22 protein-coding genes and 1 riboswitch are annotated in these 24471 nt (G+C 63.3%); of the genes, 13 read left to right on the top strand and 9 right to left on the bottom strand.

Annotated features, from left to right (window positions below; all coding sequences use genetic code 11):
• Nucleotides 1-7: 7 nt before the first annotated feature.
• The 3 genes from B8V81_RS04525 (at nucleotide 8) to B8V81_RS04515 (ending at nucleotide 4780) form a co-directional block, all read left to right on the top strand.
• On the top strand, nucleotides 8-1669 hold the full coding sequence (locus B8V81_RS04525; protein ID WP_101807848.1) for an extracellular solute-binding protein: 1662 nt from the start codon (nucleotides 8-10) through the stop codon (nucleotides 1667-1669).
• 76 nt (nucleotides 1670-1745) lie between these two features.
• On the top strand, nucleotides 1746-3488 hold the full coding sequence (locus tag B8V81_RS04520) for a sensor histidine kinase (RefSeq protein ID WP_101807847.1): 1743 nt from the start codon (nucleotides 1746-1748) through the stop codon (nucleotides 3486-3488).
• On the top strand, nucleotides 3485-4780 hold the full coding sequence (locus tag B8V81_RS04515) for an ABC transporter substrate-binding protein (RefSeq protein ID WP_101807846.1): 1296 nt from the start codon (nucleotides 3485-3487) through the stop codon (nucleotides 4778-4780). Before B8V81_RS04520 ends, B8V81_RS04515 begins: the two co-directional genes overlap by 4 nt.
• Here the strand turns inward: B8V81_RS04515 and B8V81_RS04510 are convergent.
• From B8V81_RS04510 to B8V81_RS04500, 3 genes are all read right to left on the bottom strand, one after another.
• On the bottom strand, nucleotides 4766-5818 hold the full coding sequence (locus tag B8V81_RS04510) for an HAAS signaling domain-containing protein (RefSeq protein WP_101807845.1): 1053 nt from the start codon (nucleotides 5816-5818) through the stop codon (nucleotides 4766-4768). The genes B8V81_RS04515 and B8V81_RS04510 overlap by 15 nt on opposite strands.
• Nucleotides 5805-6170, bottom strand: a complete 366-nt coding sequence (locus tag B8V81_RS04505; RefSeq protein WP_101807844.1) for a PadR family transcriptional regulator — start codon at nucleotides 6168-6170, stop codon at nucleotides 5805-5807. The genes B8V81_RS04510 and B8V81_RS04505 overlap by 14 nt, the downstream gene beginning before the upstream one ends.
• A 261-nt stretch (nucleotides 6171-6431) precedes the next feature.
• Nucleotides 6432-7718 (bottom strand): amidohydrolase, encoded by a 1287-nt coding sequence (locus tag B8V81_RS04500; RefSeq protein ID WP_101807843.1) that lies wholly within the window; start codon nucleotides 7716-7718, stop codon nucleotides 6432-6434.
• Nucleotides 7719-7791: 73 nt separating this feature from the next.
• On the opposite strand from B8V81_RS04500, the gene B8V81_RS04495 reads away from it, so the two are divergent.
• The 4 genes from B8V81_RS04495 to B8V81_RS04480 all read left to right on the top strand — a co-directional run bounded on the left by B8V81_RS04495 (nucleotide 7792) and on the right by B8V81_RS04480 (nucleotide 11145).
• Entirely contained in the window at nucleotides 7792-8850 is a 1059-nt protein-coding gene (locus B8V81_RS04495; protein ID WP_101807842.1) for a MerR family transcriptional regulator, read from the top strand.
• Nucleotides 8851-9011: 161 nt separating this feature from the next.
• Nucleotides 9012-9212: a copper chaperone CopZ gene (copZ, locus tag B8V81_RS04490; protein WP_101807841.1), complete on the top strand. Its 201-nt coding sequence runs from the start codon at nucleotides 9012-9014 to the stop codon at nucleotides 9210-9212.
• Nucleotides 9212-9901 (top strand): response regulator transcription factor, encoded by a 690-nt coding sequence (locus tag B8V81_RS04485; protein ID WP_101807840.1) that lies wholly within the window; start codon nucleotides 9212-9214, stop codon nucleotides 9899-9901. The genes copZ and B8V81_RS04485 overlap by 1 nt, the downstream gene beginning before the upstream one ends.
• Nucleotides 9898-11145, top strand: coding sequence for a sensor histidine kinase (locus B8V81_RS04480; protein ID WP_101807839.1), 1248 nt, complete (start codon nucleotides 9898-9900; stop codon nucleotides 11143-11145). Before B8V81_RS04485 ends, B8V81_RS04480 begins: the two co-directional genes overlap by 4 nt.
• Before the next feature lie 80 nt (nucleotides 11146-11225).
• On the opposite strand, the gene B8V81_RS04475 is transcribed toward B8V81_RS04480, so the two are convergent.
• Nucleotides 11226-11621, bottom strand: a complete 396-nt coding sequence (locus B8V81_RS04475; protein ID WP_101807838.1) for a VOC family protein — start codon at nucleotides 11619-11621, stop codon at nucleotides 11226-11228.
• Between the two features lie 390 nt (nucleotides 11622-12011).
• Between B8V81_RS04475 and B8V81_RS04465 the strand changes: the two genes are divergently transcribed.
• The 3 genes from B8V81_RS04465 (at nucleotide 12012) to B8V81_RS04455 (ending at nucleotide 14649) form a co-directional block, all read left to right on the top strand.
• Nucleotides 12012-13115 (top strand): Gfo/Idh/MocA family protein, encoded by a 1104-nt coding sequence (locus B8V81_RS04465; RefSeq protein WP_028597175.1) that lies wholly within the window; start codon nucleotides 12012-12014, stop codon nucleotides 13113-13115.
• A 164-nt stretch (nucleotides 13116-13279) separates the two neighbouring features.
• A complete protein-coding gene (locus B8V81_RS04460; protein ID WP_028597172.1) occupies nucleotides 13280-14260 on the top strand; it encodes an aldo/keto reductase in 981 nt (326 codons plus the stop codon).
• A 5-nt stretch (nucleotides 14261-14265) separates the two neighbouring features.
• Nucleotides 14266-14649, top strand: a complete 384-nt coding sequence (locus B8V81_RS04455) for a MerR family transcriptional regulator (protein ID WP_028597171.1) — start codon at nucleotides 14266-14268, stop codon at nucleotides 14647-14649.
• A 132-nt stretch (nucleotides 14650-14781) separates the two neighbouring features.
• On the opposite strand, the gene B8V81_RS04450 is transcribed toward B8V81_RS04455, so the two are convergent.
• The 3 genes from B8V81_RS04450 to B8V81_RS04440 all read right to left on the bottom strand — a co-directional run bounded on the left by B8V81_RS04450 (nucleotide 14782) and on the right by B8V81_RS04440 (nucleotide 18434).
• Nucleotides 14782-15555 carry a hypothetical protein gene (locus B8V81_RS04450; protein WP_028597170.1) on the bottom strand — a complete coding sequence of 258 codons (774 nt, stop codon included), beginning with the start codon at nucleotides 15553-15555 and terminating at the stop codon, nucleotides 14782-14784.
• Nucleotides 15556-15579: 24 nt separating this feature from the next.
• A complete protein-coding gene (locus B8V81_RS04445; RefSeq protein ID WP_101807836.1) occupies nucleotides 15580-17547 on the bottom strand; it encodes a stalk domain-containing protein in 1968 nt (655 codons plus the stop codon).
• A gap of 128 nt (nucleotides 17548-17675) precedes the next feature.
• Nucleotides 17676-18434, bottom strand: a complete 759-nt coding sequence (locus B8V81_RS04440; protein WP_101807835.1) for a YdcF family protein — start codon at nucleotides 18432-18434, stop codon at nucleotides 17676-17678.
• Nucleotides 18435-18729: 295 nt separating this feature from the next.
• Between B8V81_RS04440 and B8V81_RS04435 the strand changes: the two genes are divergently transcribed.
• Genes B8V81_RS04435 through B8V81_RS04425 form a run of 3 tightly spaced genes read left to right on the top strand, consistent with a single transcriptional unit; the run spans nucleotide 18730 to nucleotide 21325 of the window.
• Nucleotides 18730-19734, top strand: a complete 1005-nt coding sequence (locus B8V81_RS04435; protein ID WP_101807834.1) for a methionine ABC transporter ATP-binding protein — start codon at nucleotides 18730-18732, stop codon at nucleotides 19732-19734.
• A gap of 32 nt (nucleotides 19735-19766) precedes the next feature.
• Complete coding sequence (locus tag B8V81_RS04430) at nucleotides 19767-20426, top strand: methionine ABC transporter permease (RefSeq protein ID WP_028597167.1); 660 nt, start codon at nucleotides 19767-19769, stop codon at nucleotides 20424-20426.
• Nucleotides 20427-20476: 50 nt separating this feature from the next.
• Complete coding sequence (locus B8V81_RS04425; RefSeq protein WP_101807833.1) at nucleotides 20477-21325, top strand: MetQ/NlpA family ABC transporter substrate-binding protein; 849 nt, start codon at nucleotides 20477-20479, stop codon at nucleotides 21323-21325.
• 679 nt (nucleotides 21326-22004) lie between these two features.
• Here B8V81_RS04425 and B8V81_RS04420 read toward each other — a convergent pair.
• Both B8V81_RS04420 and B8V81_RS04415 read right to left on the bottom strand, forming a co-directional pair.
• On the bottom strand, nucleotides 22005-23477 hold the full coding sequence (locus B8V81_RS04420) for an NAD(P)/FAD-dependent oxidoreductase (protein ID WP_101807832.1): 1473 nt from the start codon (nucleotides 23475-23477) through the stop codon (nucleotides 22005-22007).
• 48 nt (nucleotides 23478-23525) lie between these two features.
• Nucleotides 23526-23624, bottom strand: a riboswitch (purine riboswitch).
• A 274-nt stretch (nucleotides 23625-23898) separates the two neighbouring features.
• The gene (locus B8V81_RS04415) at nucleotides 23899-24468 is read right to left on the bottom strand and encodes a C40 family peptidase (RefSeq protein ID WP_101807831.1); all 570 of its coding nucleotides are present in this window, start codon (nucleotides 24466-24468) and stop codon (nucleotides 23899-23901) included.
• Between the last annotated feature and the right edge of the window lie 3 nt (nucleotides 24469-24471).

Genomic DNA, 24471 nt, shown 5'->3' with positions numbered 1-24471 from the left:
GAATCCAATGGTAAAAAAATCAGGGGCCATCCTGCTCTCCGCTGTCATGCTGGCCGCGCTGGCCGCATGCTCCGGCAACGCCGACAGCCCTTCCGCAACTCCCGGAGCGGAAACGAACGCCGGGCAGCCGTCCGCCGCGCCGCAGCCGCTCAGCGAGATCCCGCTGCCGATCGTGAAGGAGCCGCTCGAAATCAAGTATTGGCGGGCGAATGACGCCAAGCTGACCGCTTCTCTGGAAAACTTCGGCCAGATGGCGGGCTACAAGAAAAAAGAAGAGCTGACCGGCATCAAGGCGACGTTCACCCACCCGCCTCTCGGCCAGCAGAAGGATCAGTTCAACCTGCTGATCTCGACGAATGAGCTGCCCGACATCATCTACTACAACTGGGCGGATGCGGTCGGCGGACCGGAGAAGATGATCGAGGACGGGCGCATCATCCGGCTGAATGAGCTCATCGACCAGTACGCGCCGAACCTCAAGAAGATCATCGAGTCCGATCCGGATGTGAAGAAGCAGATTACGCTCGACGACGGCACGATCTACATGTTCCCTCTCCTCAAGCTGGACGCGGTGAAGCTGAACGCGACCTCGGGCCTGATCATGAGGAAGGACTGGCTCGACAAGCTCGGCCTGCAGCCCCCGACGACGATCGACGAATGGCATGCCGTCCTCAAGGCGTTCAAGGAAAAGGACCCGAACGGCAACGGAAAGCCCGACGAGCTGCCGTTCACGGGCAACTGGGGACCGGGCAACCTGACGAAGCTGCATGACTTCACGACCGCTTTCGGCCTCATCGGCGGGTTCCAGATGCTGGACGGCAAGGTCGCCTACGGGCCGATCCAGCCGCAGTACCGCGACTTCCTCGAGACGATGTCCGTCTGGTACAAGGAAGGGCTCGTCGATCCGGAAATCATGACCAATGACGGCAAGGCGTTCGACTACAAGGTGACGAACAACCTGGCGGGCTCTTATGCCGGCGGCGTGTTCAGCGGCATGGGCAAGTATTTCAACCTGATGCGCAAGGACAACCCGGACTTCAACCTGACCGGCGTGCTGGGACCGGTAGCTCCGGACGGAAAAGTCTACGCCGCGTTCAATCTCGAGAACAAAGTGCTGTCCTACGGGGAAGCGATCACCTCCAGCGCGTCCAAAGAAAAGCTGCCGTACCTCGTCCAGTGGATGGACTTCAACTACAGCCCGATCGGCCATGAGCTGTTCAACTACGGCATTGAAGGGGAGAGCTACGTCAAGGAAGGCGACGGCATCAAGTTCACGGAGACGATCACGAACAATCCCGGCGGCCTCACCTACGACCAGGCGCTCGCCTCCTACGCGCTCTCGATCATGGATGGTCCGATCAATCAGGATCCGAAGTATCTGGACGCCTTGCTGTTCGATGACGGTCAGCGCGAGGCGAACAAACAGTGGATGAAGGCGAGCTCCGAGCTGACGCTGCCTCCGCTGCGCTTGACGACGGACGAGGCGAGTCAGGTCAGCTCCATCATGAGCCAGGTCAACACGTATCTGAACGAGACGATGACGGCGATCATCAGCGGGCAGAAGCCGATCTCCGAATTCGACAAGATGGTGGAAACGATCAAGGGCATGGGCATCGACGAGGCGGTCCGCCTCCATCAGGTCGCTCTGGACCGCTATAACGCCAAATAAATCGATAGCATGAAGAGACCGCCGCGGGACCCCCGAGTCCGGCGGAGTCTCTTTTTTGCGTAAAGGAGAACCTTCCATGTGGATGTTCAGCCGGCTCAATATCCTCCAAAGAACATTCCTGCTCATTCTGATCGCGGCGGTGCTCATTCTGGCTACGGCGTTCGGCTCCCTGCAATACGCCTACTCCATCTACGACAAGCAGCTCTACGACAAATCGCATCGTCTGCTGAACCTGTCGTCGACGGTCATCGACCGGGAGCTGCAGAAGCTGGAGGCGCTCAGCCTCGGCATCCTGTCGGACAGCCAGGTGCAGGTCGGACTGAAGCAGCTGTGGGAGGGAAGCTCTGACTACGCGGGCTACCAGATCCGCAAGCAGCTGACGGAACGGCTGTTCAAGCAGATCAGCTCGTCCGAGCGCTACGTGCAGTCCGTCCAGGTCATCGACGCGACGGGAACGATAAGCCGGTACGGAGCCTCGCCTTCGTTCACGGAAGCCAAGTACGCTTCCGTGATCGAGGCGTCCGAGGAAGGCAGGGGAGGCGTCCGCTGGTTCTATCCCGATGAAGGCGACTCGACGCTGATGCTAGTGAGGCAAATCCGCGCCTATGAGCCGATGACGCTGAAGCGGATCGGCGTCCTCATCCTGCGCGTGAACATGGAGCGGCTGATCGAGGATTATGCGGGCTTCGCCTCGACCGACAGCGACATTATCGTGCAGACGGGCGGTCGGGTGCTGTTCCCCTATCAGGGCGAAGGCGCTGCGGCATCGCCGCATGCGCTTGCGGACGATGGCTACCGGATCGTGAAGAAAGGAGGGGAGACCATTTTTCTTTCCTATAAAAAATCGGCCTACATGGGGTGGGCCTATGTCAATTCCGTGCCGTACGAGGGAATCTTCCAGAAGATCATCCATCTGAAGAACACGCTGCTCGCGGTGTTCGCGCTGCTGCTCGTCCTGCTGCTCGTCATCGGCAGGGGCTTCGCCAAAAGCCTGACCCGTCCGATCCGTTCGCTGATCAGCCAGATGAAGGAGGTGCAGCACGGCCAGCTTGAGCAGATCGATGTCGCGGCCTTTGCGCCTCCATCGCAGCAGCTGGACGAGATCGGACAGCTGCATCGCACGTTCCGTCTGATGATCGCCCGCATCAACACGCTGATCCGAGAAAACTACGCCAACCAGATCCTGCTCAAGGAAACGGAGTTCAAAGCTCTCCAGGCGCAGATCAATCCCCACTTCCTCTACAATGCGCTCGACTCCATCCACTGGCTCGCGCAAAAAAACGCCCAGCCGCAAATCTCGAGCATGGTGCTCTCGCTCGGCTATCTGCTGCGGGCGTCGATCAGCAACAAGAAAAAGGTCATTACGCTCGAGGAAGAGCTCGCGACGGTCCGGCACTACGCGACGATCCAGAAGCATCGCTTCCGGGACCGCTTCGATTTTGCCGTCGATATTCCGGAACGGGTCATGGAAGTCAGGCTCCCGAAGCTGACGCTGCAGCCTCTGATCGAAAACGCCATCCTGTATGCCCTGGAGCCGTTCATCGAGCCGTGCCGCATCCGGGTCTATCTGGACCGAGAGCATCCGGACGGGCTGGAGATCGTCGTCGAGGACAGCGGGCCTGGCATCGACCCGGAGCAATTGCAGAAAATCTGGGCCGGAGAAGTGGAGACGAGAGGGACGGGGATCGGCCTGCTCAACATCAAGGACAGATTGAGGCTCGCCTTCGGCAATGCCGGCGGCATCGAAGTCGAGAGCGCTCGCGGCGGCGGCACCCGAGTGCGCGTCCGCTTGCCTTTGCCGGAGGAGGATCCTTCATGAAGAAACCGTTCAAAGCGATCGTTGCCGTTATGATCCTGCTGCTGGCGGCGGCCGGCATCCGTTGGTGCGCTTCGCAGCCTGCGGAGCCTCCGACCGTCGCGCCGGAGCCGCTGACGCTGCGGATCGCCTGGTGGGGAGGCGACTACCGCAATGAAGCGACGATCAAGGTAATCCACCGCTACGAGCAGCTGAACCCGCATATCAAGATCGAGTATGACTACAGCGCCTTCAATGAATATTGGAAAAAGCTCGCGCCGCTCGCAGCCGGCAACGTCTTGCCGGACATCGTGCAAATGGATGTCTCGTACTTGTATGAATACATGAGCCACGGCTTGCTGGCGGATCTGCAGCCGCTCGTGGAGCGCGGCCTGATCGGCAGCAGCGACATTCCGGACGCTCTGCTCGCGGGCGGACGCAGCGCGGAAGGCGGCCTGTACGGCTTCAGCCTGGGCACGAACGCCTTGTTCGCCGCCTATGATCCTGCCGTGCTGCTCTCGCTTGGGCTGGAGCGGCCGACTGCGGATTGGACCTGGGACAGCTTTGCCGAGCTGGGGCAGGCCATTCAGGGAAAAGGCGTCTATTTGAGCCTCGATCTGACGCCGGAGCAGTTTTTCGCCTATTACCTGCGCCAGCACGGCCGATCGTTGTATTCGAGCGACGGCAAGCGCCTCGGCTATGAGGACGACCGCTTGTTCGTCGACTTTTTTGCCCGCCTGCAGAAGCTGGCGAAGGCCAAGCTGATGACCTTGCCGAGCATCTGGAACAATAAAGCGATGACGGATAACAATCCGTTTGTCGAAGGGAAAGCGCTGTTCAACTGGGGGTATTCCAATCAGTTCATGGCGATGAACGAGGACAGCAAAAGCGAATTGGCGATCGCTCCCATGCCAGGCCCGGACTCCAGCAAAGGCTTGTTCCTCAAGCCGGGCATGTTTTTCTCCATCGCCGAAAGCTCGCCGCACAAGGCGGAGGCGGCCCGCTTCATCGATTATTTCATCCATGATCTGGAGTCGAACCTGATCCTGAACGGAGAACGAGGGGTGCCGGTATCGGCGGCCGTAAAAGAAGGGATGCTGCCTCATATCAATCCGGCGCTGGCGAAGGTATTCGCCTATGTGGATTGGGTCCAGGCCAACAGCTCGCCGATGGATCCGCCGGATCCGCCGGGCGCCGCGGAGGTGACGGCGGCGCTGCGCGAGCTGAACGATCAGCTGCTCTTTCAGCGGATCGAGCCTGCGGCGGCGGCGGCGGAGTTCCGGCGCAGGGCCGAACGGATTTTAGGGGCGCGGTAGCGGCTTTTGGCTGGCCTTTGCAGAAGAAGGAGTCTTGCTCCGGAACCATGCCATGAATTCAAGGACGATGTCGACCAGGGCATAGACGAGGAGAACGTTCACGAGCAGGCCGTTCAGGCGGGGCCAGACCGACACCAGCGTATCGAAGCCTTCGCCGTCCGACGGCAAGGGGCTCGCAGCGGCCAGGTCCGCTATGAACGTCGGGTTCCAGAGGGCGTCGTCGGCCAGCATGAGGCAGGCCAGCGTCGTGATCAGGACCGTCATCGCGATATGGAAAGCGAGCAGCCGGCCCGATCTTCGCTGCGCGATCAGCCGCACGCTTTCCTTGAGGATGGCGAGGGCGGCCAACCCGCACAAAAGCGGCGCATAGTGGCGGATTACATCGCTCTCAAAGAAAGGAACGCTTGCGGTCGAGCCGTCGTGGATCCTCCACACGCCGATCAGATCGGGCGAGAAGAGGGCGAGCATGATGGCGGCGACGGCAAAAAAGATGCCGAAGATCGGTCCGCTTTTCTTGACCTTCTGGCCGGCCTCGGGAATCGGCGGCAGCTCGGAAGGCTTCCATGCCTTTTTCATGCGCCCGCTTCCGGCCGTTTTGGCCCGTTGGCTGCGCTCGACGCAGACGAAGATCAGAGTGACCCAGAGAAAGCCTTGGGCGACGCTCGAGACGAGCGAGGCAAGGAAGGACATGATGCTGTCCAGCGTCCCCGCGTCCGTCCGGAACGAATCGATCGCGAGGGCGGCGGCCAGGCTGAATACGATCGCGGCCGTCACGATCTTGAGCGTCGTCCAGTACGCGTCGATCAGCCCCGGTCCGATCAAATAACGCTCGTAGCCGCGGTATTTCGCGGCCAGCTCGCTCGGATGGCCGAGCTCCTGCAGCACGCTTTCCGCGTCTTCGACGGTCGGGGGGCTCTCCGGACTGCGCTCCTCCAGCATGTCTTCGATCAAGCTCTGCAGTTCCCGCTTGATATCCTCTCTCTGCGCCTCAGGCAGGCGCGCCGTCACCGCATGAATATAGCGATCAACGAGTTCCATCCCGATCTCCTCCTTCAGGTTCGTTCATTAGGCCTTCCATGCTGGCGACCAGCTTGCGCCACTCCTGCTGCAGCTCCGCGAAGACTTGCTTGCCGAGCTCGCTCAGCAGGTAGTATTTGCGCGGGCGGGACTCGTTCGTATCCCAGCGGCTCTCGAGCAGCTCCTGCTTCTCGAGCCTGCGCAGCAGCGGGTACAAGGTGCCAGGCTCGACGGCGATTCCCTTTTCCTCCAATAGCGACACCAGCGAATAGCCATACTGCGGCTCGGCCAGCTGGCTGAGCACGCCCATGACGATCGTGCCTCGGCGCAGCTCGCTGAGCAGGCCTGCCAGCGTCTCCTTCACATCCGTCATATGCATCAGCTCCTGGAAATCATTATAGTGTATGGCGCATACTATTGTAAATGGGCCGCTAATAAATAAGGTACAATGATCGTTGGCGCTTAGGAGTTGCGTCGCGGGCGAAGAGGGCGGCAAGCCGTACTCGATCGTCATGGAGGTGCCGCTGCCGGACCGGCAGCGGCAGGGAGAAGCGGCGGCGTCTGGGTGTGGAGGAACGGGGAACGCATGGTGAATAGGAAAGGACATCCGGGAGGATGTCCTTTTGCGTTGGATTCAAATGCCCTCCACGATGCGCTTGGCGCGCGCGGAAACTTCCCGCAACAGCTCCTCCTCGTCGATCGTCAGCAGCCGGCGGCCTCGCATCAGCATCTTCCCGTCGACGATCGTCGTGTCCACATCCGCGCCGTTCGCGCAATAGGCCAGCAGGGAATGGATCTGGTGGACCGGCTGCAGATGGGGCTTGCGCAGATCGACCAGGATGAGGTCCGCTTTTTTGCCGGCCTTCAGCGTTCCGACGTCTCGGCCGATGTCCAGCAGCTGCGCGCTTCCGGCCGTCGCCATGCGCAGGGCCTCCGCAGCCGGGAGCCTCGCCGGATCTCCGTAGTCCAGCTTCTGCAGCCAGGCCGCGGCGCGGATCTCCTCGAACATGTCCAGCGTGGCGGCGCTGCCTGCGCCGTCCGTGCCCAGTCCGACCGTGACCCCTTGCTCGGCCATGTCCAGAATCGGCGCGATTCCGCAGCCGAGCTTGAGGTTGCTCACGGGGTTGTGGCACGCGCCTCCCCGCATTCCTTTCAAGAGGCCGACATCCCGGCGGCTCAGGTTCGTGCTGTGGGCGAGGATGACATGAACGCGGTCGAACAGCCCGAGCTGATGCAGGTATTCCGTCGGCGTCCGGCCATGCTTTTCCCGGATCTTGATCCCTTCCTCCTTGCTCTCGGCCAGGTGGGTATGGATGGCGAGCTTCTCCTGCTCGGCCAGCAAGATGATTTCGCGGAACGGCTCCGGCGGAACGGTGTAGGGAGAATGCGGTCCGAGCATCGTCGTGATTCGGCCGCCGGCCTTGCCGCTCCAGCGGCGGACCAGATCCATCGCCTCGTCCATCCGGCGGCCGCCGTCGGGCTGAAGAAAGACGAGCCCCCGGGTCAACGAAGCCCGCATGCCGACTTCTTCGACTGCTGACGCGATTTCGTTCATGTGGATGTACATGTCCGCGAACGCGGTCGTGCCCGAGCGGATCATCTCCGCCATGGCCAGCTTCGCTCCCCAATAAACGTCCTCGGGCGTCATGCGGGCTTCAGCGGGCAGCATTTTTTTGTCCAGCCAGTCCATCAGCTTCAGATCGTCGCAAAATCCCCGCAGCAAGCTCATCGGGGCATGCTGGTGGGCGTTGATCAGCCCCGGCATCGCCGCCATGCCGCGAGCGTCGATCACCTCGTCGGCCTCCGCGTCCAAGCACGGCTGGATGTCCGCGATCCGATCCCGGTCGATCAGGATGTCCCCGCAGAACGCCTCTTCCTTTTCCATCGTCAACACTAGCGCGCCTTTGATCAACGTCTTCATTCGGGTAGCCGCCTCCTTTATTCGGCTTTATAATAGACGTTGACGTTAGGAGAGGGTAAAGGGGGCGCCGCTCATGAAAATCAAAGAAGCCGCCGACAGGCTGAACTTGTCCGCGAGGGCGATCCGCTTTTATGAAGCAAAAGGGCTTATCGCTCCGTCCAAGCAGGAAGACAATCGATACCGCCAGTTCGGCGAGGAAGACATCTGGCGGCTGCAGACGATCGTCGCCTTGCGGGAATCGGGAATGCCGGTAAGCGAGATCCGCAAGGCGCTGGAGGCGATTCGGACGGACGAAGGAAGCAGTCCGCTGCTCTATTTTCTGGAGCTCCAACGCTCGGTCATGGCCTCCAAGTGGGTCGAGATGAAGCAGATCCTGGAGACGACGGACGAGATGATCGAGACGCTGAAAAGCCGTCGCGAGCTTCCGCTGGACGACATCTACGCGCTGGCGGAAGGATCGAGAAGGCTGAGGGAGCAGCGGGCATGGAAGGACAGATGGGGCTTCGACCGCCAGGCCTCCGCGCATGACCGGCTCGTCCGGGAGGATCAGCATCGGTACAAGGACTATGACGAGGCGCTCGGCTGGATCGTCAGGCTGGTGTCGCCGCTGCGCGGGGAGAAGGGATTGGATATCGGGACCGGGACCGGCAATCTGGCCGGCCTTCTAATTGATGCGGGAGCGGCGATGGCGGGAGTGGACCAGTCGGGCGGGATGCTGAAGGAATGCGAGCGCAAATATCCGGCGATGGAGACGAAGCTCGGCAACTTCCTGGCGCTTCCTTACCTCGACGGGAAATTTGATTTTGTCGTATCGAGCTTCGCCCTGCATCATCTGAACCGGAACCAGACGGGGATGGCGATCCGGGAAATGCAGAGGGTGCTCAGGCCGGGCGGCCGCATCTGCATCGCGGACCGGATGGAGGAGATCGATAGGGAGAGCATAGCCGATGCCGCCGAGGACACGGACAAAAGCGGGAGCGAGAGCAGGAGCGAGAGCAGGAGCGAGAGCAGGAGCGCGGAGCCGGCTTCCGTCCAGGAGCTCGTTTCCATGCTCGAGGCCAGCGGTTATATTACGAAGCAGCGCAGGATCAATGATTCGCTGCATGTCATCCTTGCGGCGACGCTGCGCTGACGGAGCAAACCTTCTCCTTGGGGCAAGCTCGGACATGCGCTGGCATCGGCATCCGCCTCGGAGCGGAGTCAGAGTTGACTTATATACCCCCAGGGGGTATATTGAAGGGGAAGAAGGCAACCCTATTACCTGCTCGGATCCGAGCCGAAGGAGAAGTTGAGATGAAAACCGAAACGCTGCAAGTGAAGGGCATGTCCTGCGGCCACTGCGTAAGCTCGGTCGAGTCCGCCGTCAAGGAAGCCGGTGGAGCGGCCAAGGTCGATCTGTCCGCAGGCAAGGTGACGGTCGAGTTCGACGAGGCGAAGCTCTCGCTGCAATCCATCAAGGAAGCGATCGAGGAGCAGGGCTACGACGTCGTCTGATGGCGTCGGTGCTGATCGTCGACGATGAGCCGCTGATCCGGGAGGCGCTCGCCTCCTATTTGCAGCGGGAAGGATATGAGACCTCCGAGGCCGCGAGCGGCGCGGAGGCTCTTCGTCATGTCCGCGAGGGCCGGTTCGATCTCGTCGTGCTCGATTTGATGCTGCCGGACGGCAGCGGCGAGGAGGCGTGCCGGGACATCCGCCGCTTCAGCCCGGTGCCGGTGCTGATGCTGACGGCCAAGTCCTCGGCCGAAAGCCGGCTGCGCGGACTGGCGCTCGGCGCGGACGATTATGTCGTCAAGCCGTTCGATCCGCGCGAGATCGTCGCCCGCATCCGCGCGATTCTGAGGCGGGCCGATCCCGGCTCGCTGCTGGCGGAGCGGCTGAGCTTCCGCGGCGGCCTGCTGGAGCTGGACGCGCTGTCCGGCGAGGCGCGCTGCGCCGGCCGGACGGTCGTCCTGACGCCGGCGGAGCAGCGGCTGCTGCAGACGCTCGCCCGGCGGCCGCGACGCGTGTTCGCCCGCGACGAGCTGGCGGAGCTTGCGCTCGGACCGGATTACGAGGGCGACGTCCGCACGATCGACCAGCATGTCAAGAACATCCGGCAGAAGCTGGAGCCTCCTGCCGGAGAGCCGCCGTTCATCGAGACGGTGTACGGGCGGGGCTATCGCTTCGGGGGCGAGCCGTGAGCGGCCGCCGAAGCGACGGCGGCCGGCCGGCGCGCTGGAGCGGCTGGCGGGCGCTGCGCCGGGGGGCGGCCGCCCGCGCGCTCGGCAGCGGGAGCCTGCGCGGCCGGCTGACGCTGCTGCTGCTCGGCTTCGCGGCGCTCGTGCTGCTGCTGTTCGCCGGAACGGTGCTGGCCGGGCTGCATCTGCATGTCGCCATGTACGAGCGGGAGCTGCTGCTGGCGCGCCATGCGGCGGAGGCGTCGCTGAGCGGCCATCTGGAGCGGGCGATCGCCGAGTCGGTGCTCTGGACGCTGCTCGGCTCGGTGCTGATCGCCGGAGCGATCGCTTATGCCGCGGCCGGCCGGCTGGAGCTGCCGCTCGTGCGGATGAAGGAGGCCGCCGCCGACATGGAGCGAGGCGCGTATTCCGCCCGCGTGCAGGCGGCCGGGCCGGCCGAGCTGGCGGAGCTCGCCGCCTCGATGAACGGGCTGGCCGCCCGGCTGCAGGAGCAGGAGCGGCTGCGGCGCAGCATGAGCGAGAACATCGCGCATGAGCTGCGCACGCCGCTTGCCGCTCTCGGCGCCTCCCTTCGCGCGATGGAGGACGGGGTGTGGGAGGCGACGCCGGAGCGGCTGGCCGCCAGCTATGGGGAGGTCAGGCGGCTGGGCCGTCTGGTCGAGGAGCTGGAGGAGCTCGGCGGCTACGGGCGGCCGGAGTTCCGGCTGGAGCCGTCGCTCCAGTCCGCGGGCCGGCTGCTCGCGGAAGCGGCGGCGAGCTTCGAGGCCCGCTGCGGCGCGGCGGGGATCGAGCTGCGGCTGGAGCCGGTCCCGCAAGCCTGGTCGGTCGTCGCCGATGCGGGCCGGATCGGGCAGATCCTGCACAACCTGCTCGACAACGCGGTCAAGCACACGCCTCCGGGCGGGGCCATCGCGCTGCGGGCCGAAAAGAGCAAGCGTTTGCTGGCGCTCATCGTCGAGGATGACGGCTGCGGCATCCCCGAGGAGGAGCTGCCGTTCGTGTTCGAGCGCTTTTACCGCGCGGATCGCTCTCGCCGGCGCTCGCCGCAGGCGCCGGACGGCGCCTCGGGCCTTGGCCTCGCGATCGCGCGCCAGCTCGCTGAGGCGCATGGCGGCTCGCTGCGCGCGGAGCGCTCCGCAGCCGGCGGCGCCCGGCTGAAGCTGGAGCTGGAGCTGCCGGAGCGCTCCGGCGCCGGGCGTACGGCTGATTTCTGGCCGCCTGGTTCGCGCGGGGATTTCCAGCCATAAGGTCAGTCGAGATAAAAAAGCCAGCCTCATGGGCTGGCTTTTTGTTGCGATTTCAGCTCTGCGGACAAGTCCGCTGCGGCTTAGGACGATTCCTCTTGCGTGGCAATCCACCACGTGTTTCCGGCAGGATCCTTCACTCCTGCACGTCGATCGGGATCTCCTTCTTTGCGGGTCGGCTCCATGATTGATTTACCGCCGGCATGAACGGCACGCTGATAAGCGCTTTTGACATCCTCTACATAAAGATGCAATTGAGCGACCGTTGCACTCCAAGCAGGGGTGGCTTCTCCAAGCATAACAACCGTATCTTCGATCTGCAGTTCGACATGCATGATCGAACCATCCGGCCTATAAAAACGTCTTAGCTCGTTTGCGTCGAACGCTTCCTGCAAAAAATGGATTGCACGCTCTGCGCTGGGCACTACCAAATAGGGGGAAACGCTCGAATATCCTTTCGGCTTCCATGCGTTAGACATGTTCGTGCCTCCTGTTTAAACAAATGACGTTCAAGGGCAAGAAATCCAACCGCTCAGGCTGTCGAAATACTGGCAAGGCTGGGTTGAAGAGATGGAGCCAGCCGTTTTTTTCAGCGTACTCCATCACGGCGGGATTGGCAATGCGGCAGTCGAAGGAGCCGCTGGCGATTTCTACCCGGCTTTGTCGAAAATGCCGAAGGCCGAAGAAGAGGCGTTTTCTTCGTCCAGAGAAATTCGCTCGCGCCGCGAGAGCGAGCTCGTGCCTTTGCATGTTGTCGCGATTTCGCACCCTCGATGTCCGATTCCGATAGTCCCCGCGCTTGTTGTGCTGTGCTACAGTAGAGGCATGGACGCGAAGTCCGAGATTATCGAACCGGGAGGAACTCTGACATGACCCAAACGCTCCGAGTCGGCATCATCGGCTGTGGCGGCATCGCAAACGGCAAGCACTTGCCCGCGCTCAGCCAGAACAAGCACGTCGTGCTCGCCGCTTTCTGTGATATCGAGGTGGACAAAGCCCGCGACGCCGCGGAGAAGTACGGCATCGAGGGAGCCGGCGTCTACGCCGACTACCGCGAGCTGCTCAAGGACGGAAGCCTCGACGTCATCCACGTCTGCACGCCGAACGACTCTCATGCGCCGATCTCGATCGCCTCGCTCGAGGCGGGCAAGCATGTCATGTGCGAGAAGCCGATGGCCAAGACGGCGGCGGAAGCCCGCGCGATGCTGGACGCCGCGAAGCGTACCGGCAAAAAGCTGACGATCGGCTACAACAACCGCTTCCGCAGCGACAGCCAGCATCTCAAAAAGGTGTGCGAGGCAGGGGAGCTGGGCGACATCTACTATGCCCGCGCCCATGCGATCCGCCGCCGCGCGGTGCCGACCTGGGGCGTCTTCCTCGACGAGGAGAAGCAGGGCGGAGGTCCGCTCATCGACATCGGCACGCATGCGCTCGACCTGACGCTGTGGATGATGGACAACTACAAGCCGGTGTCCGTGACGGGCTCGGTGTACCACAAGCTCGGCTCCAAGGAGAACGCGGCCAACGCCTGGGGACCATGGGACCCGGCCAAGTTCACGGTCGAGGACTCCGCGATGGGCTTCATCAAGATGGAGAACGGCGCGACGATCACGCTCGAGGCGAGCTGGGCGCTCAACACGCTGGACATCGACGAGGCCAAATGCTCGCTCAGCGGCACGGAGGGCGGCGCGGACATGAAGGGCGGCCTGCGCATCAACGGCGAGGAGAACAGCCGCCTGTTCGTCAAGGAAATCGACCTGAACGCCGGCGGCGTCGCGTTCTACAGCGGCAGCAGCGCGCGCGACATCGACGTCGAGTGCGCGGCTTGGATCGACGCGATCCTGCAGGACAAAGACCCTGTCGTACTGCCGGAGCAGGCGCTCGTCGTGACCGAGATCCTCGAGGCAATCTACGAGTCGGCCCGTACGGGCAAGACGGTGTATCTGAATCAGGATCAGCCCGCTGCGGTCTGATCGCGGCTTCAAGAAGGGCTAAAGGCCGTTTCCGCCATCGCTGGCGGGACGGCTTTTTGCCGTTTCACATAATTTCGACGCGGCAAGGCTTGACTTGGAGAGGACTCCAGGAGGTAGACTTTCCATAGGCTGGCCACTATGAATCCGAAGGAGCGCTGCAACGAATGGACTACGTGAAGCTGGGAAAGACCGGATTGGACGTCTCGCGGATCTGCTTGGGCTGCATGGGCTTCGGCGACGCGACGCGCTGGACGCATCCGTGGGTGCTGGACGAGGAGCGGAGCCGGGAAGTGATCCGGCAGGCGCTGGAGCTCGGCATCAACTTCTTCGACACGGCGAATGTCTACTCGGCCGGCACGAGCGAGGAATATCTCGGACGCGCGCTGCGGGATTACGCGAACCGGGATGAGGTCGTGATCGCGACGAAGGTGCATTTCCGCATGCACGACGGTCCGAACGGGGCCGGGCTGTCCCGCAAGGCGATCCTGAGCGAGATCGACAAGAGCCTGAGCCGGCTGGGCACGGACTATGTGGACTTGTACCAGATCCACCGCTGGGACTACGACACGCCGATCGAGGAGACGATGGAGGCTCTGCATGACGTCGTCAAGGCAGGCAAGGCGCGCTACATCGGCGCTTCCGCGATGTTCGCCTGGCAGTTCCAGAAGGCGCTGCATGTGGCCGAGAAACGGGGATGGACGAAGTTCGTCTCCATGCAGAACCATTACAACCTCATCTATCGCGAGGAGGAGCGAGAGATGCTGCCGCTATGCCGGGAGGAGGGCATCGGCGTCATTCCTTACAGCCCGCTCGCGGGCGGACGGCTGACGCGCGGCCGGGAGGAGTCGACGCTCCGCTCGGAGACGGATCAGGTGCAGAAGTCGAAATACGACCGCATGGCCGAAGCCGATCAGGCGATCGTCGATCGCCTCGCCGCCATCGCCGAGCAGCGGGAAGCTCCTCGCGCTCAGGTCGCGCTCGCTTGGCTGCTGCAGCAGTCGCCGGTATCCGCTCCGATCGTCGGCGCGACGAAGGCCGCCCATCTCGAAACGGCCGTGGCCGCGCTGTCGGTCCAGCTGACGCCGGAGGAAGCCGCTGCGCTCGAGGCGCCTTATGTGCCGCATCCGGTCGTCGGCCCGCAGTGATGCCGATGACCATATCGGAAGTGAGCGAGCGGTTCGGGCTGTCGCAGGATACGCTCCGCTATTACGAGCGCATCGGCTTGATTCCGCCGGTGCGCCGAAGCGCCAGCGGGATTCGGGACTATGGGGAAGAAGACTTGAAATGGATCGACTTCGTCAAGTGCATGCGGCAGAAAGCCGGCCTGCCGGTCGAGATGCTGATCGAATACCTGGCGCTGTTCCAGCAGGGAGACGGCACGCTGGATGCGCGCAAGACGCTGCTCGTCGAGCAGCGCGGCCGGCTGGCGGAGAAGATCGACGACATGACGAGCACGCTCCGGCGGCTCGACGACAAGATCGCCCGCTACGAGCAGACGATCGGCGGCAAGGAGCAGGCGCTGCGCGCGCCGTAATCCGGCACGCCGCCGATCGTTCCGTCCGCTTGGACGAGCGCTTGGAGAGAGGCAGGGACGAAAAAGGGACGAAACGGCGCAGGCGCCGTTTCGTCCCTTTCTATTGCGATCATTGCGGAACCCGATTCCTCCCTACAGCGAGGACATTCCGAGCAGGGCGCCGCCGACCAGGAAGATGATGCCGGGCAGCTTGTAGTAGCCCAACTCGCCGGACTCCGGATCGGGGTCTTCCCGGCGCAGCCAGTCGAGGGAGAGCCAGTAGAACGTACTCCGCACCCGCTCGAAGCGCAGCAGGCCCCAGCCGAGAACGAACAGCAGCACGGCGAGGCCGAACGGGATCGGCTGGCCGCGGCTTTCCTGAAAGTCCGGGTAGGCTGCCGTCAAGACGGCAGCAGGATGGAACCGCTCCGGAACGGTGCCGCCGCCGACGGGAGCTCCGTTCGCATAGGCGGCCGCGCCGGCATAGAACTCTCCCTCGGCGTCATAAGCAAACAGCAGCCCTTGCGACCATTCGACCCGGTAAGCCTCGCCCCCGGGATAGGCGATGCGGAACACCGCGTCGGCCATGGCAGGCGGCTTGCCCGCCTCGGCTACGAGCTCCTCGATGCGGAACTGGTAGCCGCCGGCCGTGACGACCCTCTCCGTGTCCGAGCCGGCTGCGACGACCGCTCCGGCCGCGCTGCCCGTCACCGGCGCGTACCGCCTCGTCTCTCCGGCAGCCGACTCCAGCTTGTAGAGGGTGCCGTCCAGCTCGAAGACGCGCGCGGAGAAATGCTTCGCCGCCAGGACGCATACGGCCAGCAGCAGAAGCCCCAGCACGGCGTCGCGAATCCATCTCTTCCGCCGGCTCGCGCGGACATCCTCCGGATGCTCCGGCTCGTACTCGTCCCGCCATTTCAGCGTCAACGGTCAGGCTCCTTTCTTGCCCTTCTAGCTCTTGAGAGGAGGCATCGGCTGGAACACCATCGTGATCGGCAGGTTGCTGCCGGAGGCGATCATGTACTTGAGCTCGACCGTCTCCGGGCTGTCGCCGGAGCGGTGCAGCACGGCCGCCTCGCTGGAGTTCTTGAGCTGCTCGTTGTTCGTCACCGGCACGATCTGGCCGTTGACGATGAACGCTCCCGCATACAGGCCGCCGCGCGGATTGAGGTAGATGACCGTGCGCGGGGCGAGCGTGACCGTCATTTTGTACAGCACGCCGAAGTTGCCCCGGTTGAGCTGCAGCGAGCCGTCGGAGTTGTCGTAGCCGTCGAGGTACGGATCGAGCTTGTTGTCGCCGAGCACGACGCGCTCCGCCTTGCCGCCTTCGCCGAGCATGCCGTCGATGTGGATGTCGCGCGTCGTGTTGTTGAACGAGCCGCGCGTGTGGGTGCCGTCCGCCGGCAGCAGCGAGAGCTGGTCGAGCGCGGCGATCGGCTCGCGGCCGTCCCGCACGACGACGACGCGGAAGCGCAGCGTGCGGTCGGCGGTGACGTCCGCGTAGGCGGAGTACACCATGCCCGGCTTGATCGCATTTTGCGAGATTTCGTTCAGCACGAGCTTCGTCTCGCCCGCCTTGATGTCCGTGTACGTCTGCGGTCCATTGGCGTTGACGGCGGTCAGATAGCGGATCGTCGACAGCTTGCCGGTGCGGATCTCGGACGGGTCGGGGCCGCCGGTGCCGGTCGCGCCGACGCCGAAGCGCGCCGTCTGGTAGCCCTCGTTGGTGACGGCCAGATACATGCGCACGTTGCCGGACATGTTGTTCTTGTTGTGGAACAGCAGCCGCACCTTGCCGTCGAACTGGTCGTCGAAGACGATGCCTTCCTCGTTCCAGATCTCCGGACTGTTGCTGCGGATCATCTTGGACGGCTCGGAGTCGAAGTCGTAGCTGCGCGTCGGGATGTTCAGCACCTGATCGCCGTCGACGCGGATCTTCTCGCCCGGCTGAGCGAACAGCAGGCCGAATTCATTCTCCGTGTAGAGGATCTCGTCGGTGACGGAGATCGTTTTGCTGACGGTCGACGTCAGTCCCTGCGCATCGGTGACGGAGAGCGTGACCGTATGGTCTCCGGGCGAGAAGAAGGCGTCCTGCTTGCCCGTCCACTTCGTCTTGGCGGGATCAATCGCGTTGTTGTCGTCGCTGCTCAGATCCGTGTAGGCAATCTTCTCGCCTTGGCGGTAGACCGGCTTGTCGGTCGTGAAGTCGGCGACCGGCGGCTGGTTGACCGCGAGCACCTGCACCGTGACGGTGAACGGCTCGCTCCAGTTGCCGTCCGCATCCTGCGCGCGCCGAGTCACCGTATACGTGCCCGGCTCGACGAAGACGTCCTGGCGTCCCGTCCATTCTTCATTCAGCAGCGGCGCTCCGGACGGCGAGGCGTACTGGTCGACGTAGGTCACCGGATCGCCGGCATAGATGACGGCAGGCTGCACCTGGAAGCCTGCGGTCGGCGCCTGCTGCTCCGTCCAGCGGAGCAGGATCTGCTTGCCGCTGAAGCTGATGCTGCTGCCGCTGATCTTGGCCCAGGTGCGGATCGGAATCATGAGCGAGCCTTTTTCGGAGTAGCTCGCCGCCTCGCCGGTCCATTTGGTCCCGTCGACCCAGATGTCCTTCGTATTCATCCGGAAGCGGATCTCGCCGCTCGGCGTCTTGGCGATCGATTCCTTGGCCTTGGCGTCGTAGGACGTCTTGTAGCCGTACAGCTGGGCGAGCGTGCTGAACGCCGCATAGCTGACGTCGTTCTTGATCGTCAGCGGCTGCACCGCCGTAATCGCCGCGCCGTCCTTGTCCATCTGCTTGCTTCCTTTGGTCAGCGTGATCGTGTTGACTCCCGGCTCGGCGCTCGCTTCGCCGGCGGCTCCGTAGAGCGGCGCGGCGGCAAGGCTGAGCAGGGCCAGGCTTTTCCACCATTTCATGAACGTGAACGACTCCTTTTCGCATCCTGCATGCAGGGTGATTCCCCGTGAGGCTCCCGTAACTAAGAACGCGCCCGGACTGGAAAAGTTGCGCCGAAGGAGGGAAATGTTCCCGGATGCGGGAGGCGTCACAGGCCGAGCTTAAGCGCGGCCAGGCCGAGATGCTCCTTGAGCGCCGCCTGGCTGAGCGCGAGCGCGGCGCCGGAGGGCAGCAGCTTGCTCCAGTACCAGCGAGGCTGGACCGGAGCCGCATAATCGACCGGATAGGGAAGAGGCTCGAGGCCGGCCTTGCGGAACTGCTCCAGGGCGCGGGGCAGATGGAGCGCGCTCGTCAGCAGCATCGGCCGGCTCAGGCCGCGCTCGTACAGGAGGCGGCGCGTCAGCCGCGCATTCTGCTCCGTATTGAGCGAGCGGTTCTCCAGCAGGATGCGGTCCGGGGGCAAGCCGAGCTCCCGCAGCTGGCGGCCGGCGATGTCCGCCTCGTTGCCGCTGTCCGGGTACACCTGGCCGCCGCTGAACAGCACCGGCAGCCCGGTCGAGCGCGACAGCCGGACCGCGGCGAGCAGCCGCGCCTCGGCGGTGGCGGACATGTTGCCGAGGCCGCCGACATCCGGCGTGTCCGGCACGGCGCCCGCTCCGAGCACGACGATGACGTCGCTCGCCGTCTCGTTCAGGGCGGGCTGCGGATACCGCTGCTCGAGGCTGCGGGCGAGCCCGTCGGCCGCCCACGGCGAGGACAGCGCATAGAGCAGCAGCAGCGCCGCGAGCGGCAGCATCGCCCAGCGGCGGTCTCGCCGGAGCATGCGCCACGAGGCGGCGCCGAGCAGCAGCAGGAACAGGCCGGGCGGCAGCAGGAAGCTATAGATGGCTTTAATGAAGTAGATCAACCAAGCACCTCCAGCTGTAGAGATCGGTTCGTTTCTTTTATCATCGAGGAGCGGGCGCTCGGGCGCAAGCCCTTCGTTTCTTGCATTCTCGCGGTGATGAGGTGCATTGACACCATTTTCGGGTACCTTTAAAATAAGTTGTTTGGTAACCGGGGTATGCTTTTTCGGTTCCTTTCGCAATCTAAAATTCATGCAAGCCGCTATAGACAAATGATAGGTCAGACTCTATAATACCACTTAAATCACTTGGTTTTGTAGGAATATTGACGGGCGGTGTTGTGCAGGAGGGATTAACCTGATCGAGTTGCAGCATGTCACCAAGATCTACAAGGGACGCGGAGGCACGGTCGACGCTGTCAAGGACGTCTCGCTCAAGGTGGAGCCGGGAGAAATCTACGGCATCATCGGCCATTCCGGCGCGGGCAAGAGCTCGCTGATCCGCTGCATGAACCTGCTGGAGCGTCCGAGCTCCGGCAAGGTGCTGTTCGGCGGCCGGGAGCTGACATCGCTCAAGGAGCGCGAGCTGCAGGCGGAGCGCCGGCGGATCGGCATGATCTTCCAGCATTTCAACCTGCTGACGAGCGCCACGGTGCGCGAGAACATCGCGTTCCCGCTCGTGCTGGCGGGCCAAAGCAAGCGCAGGCAGGCGGCGCGCGTGGACGAGCTGCTGGAGCTCGTCGGGCTGCAGGCGCACGGAGACAAATATCCGGCGCAGCTGTCCGGCGGGCAGAAGCAGCGCGTCGGCATCGCGCGGGCGCTGGCGGCCGAGCCGGCCGTGCTGCTGTGCGACGAGGCGACCTCGGCGCTCGACCCGCAGACGACGAGCTCGATCCTCTCGCTGCTGCTGAGCATCAACGAGAAGCTGGGGCTGACGATTATACTCATCACTCATGAGATGCAGGTCATCCGCTCGATCTGCGACCGCGTCGCCGTCATGGACGCCGGACGCGTCGTCGAGGAAGGGCCGGTGCTGGACGTGTTCCTGCGTCCTGCGCATGGCGTGACCAAGCAGTTCGCGGACGAGCTGTCCGAGCTCGAGGGCGGCGCTCCGCTGCCGCGGCGGGCCGGATCGAAGCTGGTGCGGCTGCACTTCGTCGGCGAGGAGACGTATGAGCCGGTGCTGTTCGAGGCGGTCAAAGACAGCGCGGTCCAATGCGCCATCCTGCAAGGAACGGTGTCGCGGATGAAGCATACGCCGTACGGCCAGCTGCTCGTCGAGCTGAGCGGCAGCCCGTCCGACATCGACGGGGCGATCGCCTCCCTGCGGAGCAGCGGCATCGACGCGGAGGTGCTGCCATGAGCGAGAACCTCAGCGCGCTGCGCTCTACCGGGATGGACTGGAGCCGCATCGATCCGGCCGAGATCTGGACCGCCACGCAGGACACCTTGTCGATGCTCGGCCTGTCGCTCGTGTTCACGATCGCGCTCGGCCTCGTCATCGGCGTCCTGCTCTATCTGACGTCCAGCCGCCAGCTTCTCTATCTTCCGGTCGTCTACTCGTTCTTGTCCCTCGTCGTCAATATTCTGCGCTCGGTGCCGTTCATCATCCTGATGATCGCCGTCATGCCGCTCACCAAGGAGATCGCCGGCACGACGATCGGCGTCGCCGGCACGATTCCGCCGCTCGTCATCGGCGCGGCGCCGTTTTTCGGCCGGCTCGTCGAGACGGCGCTGCGCGAGATCGACCGCGGCATCATCGAGGCCGCCCAGGCGATGGGCGCGTCCAAATGGGACATCGTGCGGCGGGTGCTGCTGCGCGAATCCCGGCCCGGCCTGCTGGCGGCCGTCACCGTGACGGCGATTACGCTCGTCTCGTACACCGCGATGGCGGGCGTCGTCGGCGGCGGCGGACTCGGGGATCTGGCGATCCGCTACGGCTACCAGAGGTATCAGACCGAGGTCATGATCGTCGCGGTCGTCGTGCTCATCCTTTTGGTCCAGCTGCTGCAGATGCTCGGCGACTGGCTGGTGCGCAAGATCAGCCGCAAGTGAACCTAGCTATACGATTTTTATTATAGAGAGAACCTACAGGAGGGTTAACCATGAACAAATGGCTCAAAGGAATCACCGTCGCGGCGCTGGCCGTATCGCTCGCCGCTTGCGGCGCAAAAAACGAAGGCAACAACGCTCCGGCTGACAACGCTGCGAACAGCGGCGGCGCGGCTGCCGAGCCGGTCACGCTGACCGTCGGAGCGACCGCGGTTCCGCATGCCGAGATCCTGAACCACGTCAAGGATCAGCTGGCCAAGGAAGGCGTCGACCTCGTCGTGAAGGAGTTCACCGACTACGTGCAGCCGAACGTGCAGCTGTACGAGAAGCAGCTCGACGCGAACTTCTTCCAGCATGTGCCTTACCTCGACGATCAGAACAAAGAGCGCGGCTATGACCTCGTGAAGGTCGTGAACGTGCATGTCGAGCCGATGGGCGCCTACTCCGACAAGATCAAGTCCGTCGACGAGCTTCAGGACGGCGCGACCGTAGCGATCCCGAACGACGCGACGAACGGCGGCCGCGCGCTGGCGCTGCTGGCCGAGAACGGCCTGATCACGCTCAAGGAAGGCGTCGGCATCGCCGCGACGGTGAAGGACGTGACCGAGAACGCGAAGAACCTCAAGTTCAAGGAGCTGGAAGCCGCGACGCTGCCGCGCGTGCTCGGCGAAGTCGATCTGGCCGTCATCAACACGAACTATGCGCTCGAAGCCGACCTGAACCCGACGGCGGACGCCCTCTTCATCGAGAGCAAGGACTCCCCGTACGCCAACATCCTCGTCGCCCGTCCGGATAACAAGGACTCCGAGGCGATCCAGAAGCTGGCCAAGGCGCTCAACAGCGAAGAAGTGAAAACCTTCATCGACGAGACGTACAAAGGCGCGATCGTCGCTGCATTCTAAACGCACATGATTGAAAAGGCCGTTCCCGGAAGTCCGGGAGCGGCCTTTTTTGACATTATGGGTAGCCTTGGCCCCGCGTGCCGGGGAGCCTGCACGTCAGTGGTAAAAATACCACTGGTGGAAGCGCTGCGGCGGAAAAGGCGCCCGTTAGTGGTAAAAGTACCACTGGTGGGGGCGCTGAGGCGGGATTGGCGTAGCAAAAGACCGCTGACGCTTCTCCGAACGGCAGCGGCCCGCTCTGCTTGATTGGCCTGATCGTACTCCGCGTTCAGCCGGAGACGATAGAAATTGCAATGGCCTCAGGCGAGGCGATCAAGCCGTCAGCGAGGTTGAAACCGGATGCGAAGCGGACGGGGGCTCGTGGAGAAGCGTCAGCGGTTCCCTTGGAGGCCGGATTCCTTCCGTTTCGGAAAAATAGAATCAAAGGAATCTGGGCTCCAGGGAGATCGGAACGAGTCCCCGCGCCGCGAAGCGAATGCCGGTTTCGGTGCCGCTCCGCGAAGCGAATACCGGTTTCGAGTCCCCGCGCCGCGAAGCGAATGCCGGTTTCGGTGCCCGCGCCGCGAAGCGAATGCCGGTTTCGGTGCCCGCGCCGCCGAGCGGTCTCGCTCCGGTCCCGCTTTCTGGTCGTCCGCCGAATGTTGGTCCCCCCGAATGTAATCGTCCGCCAGCAGCGCCGTCAGAGCGTCGGCAGAGCCGCCTCCGCTCCGGCAGCGGAGCCGCTCGTCCGGCGCAGCATGGCGCGTGCGATCCAGACGCCGGCCGCGCCGGCCTGGGCGAGGCCGCGCGTGATGCCGGCTCCGTCGCCGCCGCAGTACAGGCCGGAAATCTCCGTCTCCAGGTCGTTCGTGAGCTTCGGACGGGCGGAGTAGAACTTCGCTTCGACGCCGTAGAACAGCGTATGCTCGGACGCGATGCCCGGCGTCACCTTTTCCAGCGCCTCGACCATCTCGATCAGGCTGCGCATCGTGTTGTAGGGCAGCACGAGGCCGAGATCGCCCGGCACCGCCTCATGCAGCGTCGGCTCCAGGAAGCCCTCGCGGATGCGGCTCGCGGTGGATCGCCGTCCGCGCAGGATGTCGCCGTACTTCTGCACGATGACGCCGCCGCTCGACAGGTCGTTGGCCCGCTGGCAGATCTCGCGCGCGTACTCGTTCGGCTTGTCGAACGGCTCGGTGAAGCGGTGCGAGACGAGCAGCGCGAAGTTCGTGTTGGACGAGCCGAGCGCCGGATCCTTGTAGGAGTGGCCGTTGGCCGCCATGACGCCGCTGTGGTTCTCGACGACGACGTGGCCGGACGGATTGCTGCAGAACGTGCGCACGCGCGTGCCGACGGAAGTGTTGTAGATGAACTTGCCCTCGTACAGATGCTCGTTGATCTCGCGCATGACGACGTCGCTCGTCTCTACGCGCACGCCGACGTCGACCTGGTTGTTGTGCATCTTGAGGCGTCGGCGCTTCAGCACCTCGGTCAGCCAGGCGGAGCCGTCGCGGCCTGGGGCGACCATGACGACGTCGGCTTCATGCGTCTCGCCGCCGCGGATCGTAATGCCGGTCACGCGGTGCGCGCCGTTCTCCTTGACGGTGACGAGATCCTCGACCTCGGTCTTGAAGCGCATGTCGACGCGCGTCTGCAAGTAGTCGAAGATCGACTTCAGAATCGCGAGGTTCTGCTCCGTGCCCAGATGGCGCACCTCGGCGCGCAGCAGCTTGAGGCCGGCGGCGTAGCCGCGCTGCTCGATGTCGCGGATCGTATCGGTCGTCGGATCGGTGATTGCCGTCGTCGCTCCGTGCTCGAGGTTGATGCGGTCGACGTAGCGGATGAGCTCCAGCACTTGAGAAGGAGGCAGATAGTCCGTCAGCCAGCCGCCGAATTCGGTCGTGATGTTGAACTTGCCGTCGCTGTACGCGCCGGCGCCGCCGAAGCCGGCGGTGATCGAGCAGGCCGGCAGGCAGCCGGCGAATTCCTTCTTGCCCGCGGGCGGAGGACAGAGCTGGATCTTCTCTTCGAGAATTGGACAGCTGCGGCGGTCGATCGAGTGGCCCTTGTCGACGAGCAGCACCTTCAGCTGCGGCGCTTTGAGCGTGAGCTCGTAGCAGGCGAAGATTCCGGCCGGACCGGCTCCGACGACGATGACATCATATTTTCCCATGACCTTCATTCTCCTTTGGACGCAAAAATTCCCGGCTGCAAACGGGTATGCGAAAAGCAACCCGTTCGTAGCCAGGAATTTACGGTTCCTTGTAGAGACCCTCGGGCCGATTCCCGAGGATATACGAACGCGCCTATCGGCGACAGTTGATATCGTAGCTCAGGAAAGCGGATGTGTCAACGATGGGGATAAAAATCATTCGCCTATCAGTAGTTTGGAAGAGAGAATGTATAGGTTCCATCGAATAAAATGACCAAAATCCGAACGATGAATCGGCGACGAGTCTCCGATCAAAGCTGGAAGTCCGAAGCGGACGGAAGCGAACGGAAGCGAATGGAAGCATGTGAAAACCAACGGAAACGCCCCTCGATCCAGGCCGTGGAACGGCCGGAACGAGGGGCGTTTAGGGAGATGGCGCTCGCTATAGCACGCGCGCGGCGGAGACGAATCGTTTCTGATAGGTGCTGTTGAAGCTGCTGATGACGACGCCGTTCACATTGGAGCCGATCGTATTATGGATGAACTTGCCGTCGCCTATGTAGATGCCCACATGGCTGATCTTCGAGGAAGAGCCGCTGCTGCTGCGGAAGAACATCAGATCGCCTTTGCGAAGGCTGTCCTTGCCGACCTTGACGCCTTGCTTGCTTTGCGCCGTCGAACCCCATTTCAGGCTGACGCCTTCGGAAGCAAACACATATTTCGTAAACGAGGAGCAGTCGAAAACAAGCCGGGACGGCTGGTTCGCGCCATAGACGTACTTGACCTTGCCTCGCAGCGACTGGGCGAAGGCGATGATGCGGTCGGCTTTCGAGCTGGCCGAGACGGATGCGGCTGCATCGTCAGCCGAAGCGCTTGCCGCCGATGTCGAGACGGACGATACTGCGGCGGTGCTGGCGGCGGCCGTAGAGGGCAGCGAGAGTCCGGCGACAAGCGTCGCGGCGGCCGTGACGACAAGCAGACGGCGAAGCATCGGATGGTGGTGATGGTTCATGTT

It is taken from the genome of Paenibacillus pasadenensis (assembly GCF_002864175.1).
GTDB lineage: Bacteria > Bacillota > Bacilli > Paenibacillales > Paenibacillaceae > Paenibacillus_O > Paenibacillus_O pasadenensis.
The sequence above is the reverse complement of the archived record's forward strand: the minus strand, read 5'-3'. Positions and strand labels throughout refer to the sequence as shown.

Coding starts and splice junctions, on each gene's coding strand:
- B8V81_RS04525 (WP_101807848.1), top strand. CDS start 8: ATGGTAAAAAAATCAGGGGCCATCCTGCTCTCCGCTGTCATGCTGGCC.
- B8V81_RS04520 (WP_101807847.1), top strand. CDS start 1,746: ATGTGGATGTTCAGCCGGCTCAATATCCTCCAAAGAACATTCCTGCTC.
- B8V81_RS04515 (WP_101807846.1), top strand. CDS start 3,485: ATGAAGAAACCGTTCAAAGCGATCGTTGCCGTTATGATCCTGCTGCTG.
- B8V81_RS04510 (WP_101807845.1), bottom strand. CDS start 5,818: ATGGAACTCGTTGATCGCTATATTCATGCGGTGACGGCGCGCCTGCCT.
- B8V81_RS04505 (WP_101807844.1), bottom strand. CDS start 6,170: ATGACGGATGTGAAGGAGACGCTGGCAGGCCTGCTCAGCGAGCTGCGC.
- B8V81_RS04500 (WP_101807843.1), bottom strand. CDS start 7,718: ATGAAGACGTTGATCAAAGGCGCGCTAGTGTTGACGATGGAAAAGGAA.
- B8V81_RS04495 (WP_101807842.1), top strand. CDS start 7,792: ATGAAAATCAAAGAAGCCGCCGACAGGCTGAACTTGTCCGCGAGGGCG.
- copZ (WP_101807841.1), top strand. CDS start 9,012: ATGAAAACCGAAACGCTGCAAGTGAAGGGCATGTCCTGCGGCCACTGC.
- B8V81_RS04485 (WP_101807840.1), top strand. CDS start 9,212: ATGGCGTCGGTGCTGATCGTCGACGATGAGCCGCTGATCCGGGAGGCG.
- B8V81_RS04475 (WP_101807838.1), bottom strand. CDS start 11,621: ATGTCTAACGCATGGAAGCCGAAAGGATATTCGAGCGTTTCCCCCTAT.
- B8V81_RS04465 (WP_028597175.1), top strand. CDS start 12,012: ATGACCCAAACGCTCCGAGTCGGCATCATCGGCTGTGGCGGCATCGCA.
- B8V81_RS04460 (WP_028597172.1), top strand. CDS start 13,280: ATGGACTACGTGAAGCTGGGAAAGACCGGATTGGACGTCTCGCGGATC.
- B8V81_RS04455 (WP_028597171.1), top strand. CDS start 14,266: ATGACCATATCGGAAGTGAGCGAGCGGTTCGGGCTGTCGCAGGATACG.
- B8V81_RS04445 (WP_101807836.1), bottom strand. CDS start 17,547: ATGAAATGGTGGAAAAGCCTGGCCCTGCTCAGCCTTGCCGCCGCGCCG.
- B8V81_RS04430 (WP_028597167.1), top strand. CDS start 19,767: ATGGACTGGAGCCGCATCGATCCGGCCGAGATCTGGACCGCCACGCAG.
- B8V81_RS04425 (WP_101807833.1), top strand. CDS start 20,477: ATGAACAAATGGCTCAAAGGAATCACCGTCGCGGCGCTGGCCGTATCG.
- B8V81_RS04420 (WP_101807832.1), bottom strand. CDS start 23,477: ATGGGAAAATATGATGTCATCGTCGTCGGAGCCGGTCCGGCCGGAATC.
- B8V81_RS04415 (WP_101807831.1), bottom strand. CDS start 24,468: ATGAACCATCACCACCATCCGATGCTTCGCCGTCTGCTTGTCGTCACG.